The organism is Pedobacter sp. UYP30 (genome assembly GCF_040547165.1).
Classification (GTDB): Bacteria; Bacteroidota; Bacteroidia; order Sphingobacteriales; family Sphingobacteriaceae; genus Pedobacter.
The window spans coordinates 1-1,908 of sequence record NZ_JBEPPD010000052.1; the positions used below are offsets into that span (position 1 = coordinate 1).

Consider the following 1,908-nt stretch of genomic DNA (forward strand, 5'->3'; position numbering starts at 1 on the left):
GTTCAACTCAGGTTTTTCGTTATTTACTTAGGTCTGTGCGGTACGACAATGGTTCTGCATTAATGCCATTTCTGCACAAATTTTCAAAACGTTATATGCAAGCTTAGGACAACGCAATTAAGAAATCTGAATCGGGGAAATACTGAAATGCTTTCTACCTGTTTTAATTCCCGACGCTTTTTTGCCGACACACATTTTAGCACATTTGCAGGCGCACAAACCGAAGCTCAACCTAACCTGCAAAAACGCTAAAATTTACCGACCCGACTACATTCTTTCTCTTTCTAAAAAACCTTTCGCTGATGATTTGAAGTCTTCTAAACTAGTGAATTGTTTATCACATGTATTTGTAAGTCGCGACCTATCTTTTCGTGGTAATTTTTCAAAATCCTCGTTTACTACCCAACCCCTAAAATTTAGGTTCGCCTTTTGATATTCCAAACAACTAATCGTCGCAATTTTAGCTTTAGACGCATCTTTTACTCCGAAAAGGTAAACAGGGTGTCCATTAGGAAAAAAAGAATAATCAGCCTCCAAATCGTCTCTTTCAGGAATTGGCAAAACATTCTTTTTTGGTTGAAATTCTTTAAGCTCTTTTTCAATAAATTCATCCAATATTTCGTAAAATAAATTTTCAATTACCTCTTTTTTGAAGTAACGCATACTACCAATTTTAGCATACGCTTGCGTAATATGCATTATATCAGTGAAAATTGTTTCTGAGCTTGTGTTTAGGTAAATATTCCCATTTTCTTCCTTTAAGCTATTTTCAGAAATTATTCTTTGTAAAATAGACTCTTTATTGTCAGAATCTATGTCGTAAGAATAAGAAAGGCGCTGAAGAGTTAGCCCATAATCACACAAAGAATATGAATCGACTCCTGTTTTATTTAAAAATAAATCAACCATATCACCATCTTCATGATAGATAGGTAAATATAATTGATATATCCCAGGTCTCTTTTGCTTAATAGAAACCCGTTGGTTAAAATCACTTTCTATGTGATTAAGTATTTTTTCCATCATTTGGTTTCATTTATTAACTGAACAGGTCTATTTGACCGCTTGGAGGCGGAAAATATTTTTGTCCATCTATCGAATTTACATTAATACGTTTTACATAGTATTGTATTGCCTCTTCTATAGTTAAATATTCTGTAGTTAACTCAATTCTGGCCTCTGATTTAACACCGTTATTTATTCCTTCTGCAGTAGACGTATGTATATGACAACTAGCATGATGAGGATGATGTATTGTTCCACCATGCGCTCCATTACATCTTAAAAGCATAATCGTCCCTTTCTCCTCTTTTGGATTATAAACTAGGCCTATGGAGAAGTTTTCACTAAATGTTAGATTTTGGTTAATGAATCCACTAAAACTATACTGACCATCTAATGATTTTAATACAAATGACTTTTTCAAAAATCCAGAACGACCATGTTTCATCTCCAAGGGAGCATCTATGACAACTTTCGGGCATTTAATGAGCGCTTCTAAAAATTCTTCTGTAAACATTGCAATCAAAAATAATAAAATAGCACTTGTATTCATACTTTATTTTATAAACCCTATAAATCACAGCACATTTACAAAGGCGCACAAACCGACCCAAAACCAAACCTTTGCAAAAGTGTTGCTAACGCCTAAATTTGCCGACGCTCTTAAAACGTTGTGCATAAACCAACCCTGCATATAACACGGGTTTTGTCTTATTTGGGCTGAAGTGCAATTAGCTTCTGTAGTGCTTGTATGTTAATTCACTTCTTTCTACTTTGTTCTTCGGTTAACGCCCAAACAATACAAAGCCCGAAAACGTTACCAGCAATTATACCAGACATTATGAAAATAAAATTACTTCTACTTTTTTCTATAGTTCTTGTCAATCTTCAAACCAAGGGACAAGT

General features: G+C 34.2%; 2 protein-coding genes. Both read right to left on the minus strand.

Features of this window, described 5'->3' with window-relative positions; all coding sequences use genetic code 11:
* Positions 1 to 267: 267 nt before the first annotated feature.
* Positions 268 to 1,026 carry a DUF1828 domain-containing protein gene (locus ABIB40_RS20600; RefSeq protein WP_354361826.1) on the minus strand — a complete coding sequence of 253 codons (759 nt, stop codon included), beginning with the start codon at positions 1,024 to 1,026 and terminating at the stop codon, positions 268 to 270.
* A 13-nt stretch (positions 1,027 to 1,039) separates the two neighbouring features.
* Positions 1,040 to 1,555 (minus strand): hypothetical protein, encoded by a 516-nt coding sequence (locus ABIB40_RS20605; RefSeq protein ID WP_354361828.1) that lies wholly within the window; start codon positions 1,553 to 1,555, stop codon positions 1,040 to 1,042.
* Positions 1,556 to 1,908 lie beyond the last annotated feature (353 nt).

Excerpts from the sequence above, each read along its gene's own strand:
- ABIB40_RS20605 (WP_354361828.1), bottom strand. The coding sequence starts at position 1,555 with ATGAATACAAGTGCTATTTTATTATTTTTGATTGCAATGTTTACAGAA.
- ABIB40_RS20600 (WP_354361826.1), bottom strand. The coding sequence starts at position 1,026 with ATGATGGAAAAAATACTTAATCACATAGAAAGTGATTTTAACCAACGG.